1 protein-coding gene is annotated in these 899 nt (G+C 35.4%); it reads right to left on the bottom strand.

All coding sequences use genetic code 11. The features are described 5' to 3' along the window. The coding region (locus H8718_RS20275; RefSeq protein WP_249334868.1) for a PBSX family phage terminase large subunit at window positions 1-899 on the bottom strand (899 nt) is incomplete at both ends.

The raw sequence follows: 899 nt of genomic DNA, 5'->3' as shown, positions 1-899 counted from the left end.
ACATCACCTGCACCATTACTTTCAATTCGAGCCTGCCTTACTTGATTTTCTGATAGCATTTTAGCTATTTTAGGCTCTGCTACTGCCGAGGTTGCATCTGAATAATAAACATCAAGGACATATGCCTGTTTCTTATACACTCCATACACAATAGCGCAAAAGAAGTCTGTTCCTTTGTCTTTAAAGTCTATTTGACAACATACCTTTTCAAATCGCTCAGGCTTTATAATCTCAGTTCCTGGACCATATGTCGTAAACTTTGTATATAATAAACCTTCACTTATTCCCCACTCCCCTAGTCCTTCAACCCTGTATCTTCTAGGAGAGTCCTTTTTCATTTGCTCAAAAAGCTTTAAATCATCTTCTCCTAACCACTCGTTGCACATATAGTTTGTTGTTATAGCTAAGATATTTTCATTTTCAACATCAAAAAAACGCTTCTTCAACCAATGTTCTTCACTCCAAGGGTTAAAAGTAAGCGTTATCTGTTTAAAATAGCCTTCTGGTAATTTACCACGAATAGACATATCAACTTTATTAAATGCATCCTCGTCTACTATTTGATAGGCTTCCTCAAACCATGCCCAACATAAATAGCCATGCTCTACAGTAATAGATGTAATACTCATTGGATCATCTAATCCTCTAAATAGTATTTTTTGTCCTGTAGGTAAATAAGTAGCTTCAAGTGGCGATTTACTAAAATGCCATAGGTGAGATACCTTTAAATTGTAGGTAGCCCATTTAAGTTGAGTCCAGGTAGAATCTTTGTGTGTATTAAATACCTTTCTTACAACAAGGGTATTAGCTAAAGGATATTTCATCATGTTATATATAATATTCTGAGCTGTTGTAGTCGATTTCTTTGAACCTCTAGAGCCTTTACAAACTCTATAACG

Origin of the sequence: Zhenhengia yiwuensis (genome assembly GCF_014384995.1) — a bacterium.
Taxonomy (GTDB): Bacteria; Bacillota; Clostridia; order Lachnospirales; family Cellulosilyticaceae; genus Zhenhengia; species Zhenhengia yiwuensis.
Note: the sequence above shows the minus strand (reverse complement) of the source record. Positions and strands in the feature narration are given on the sequence as shown.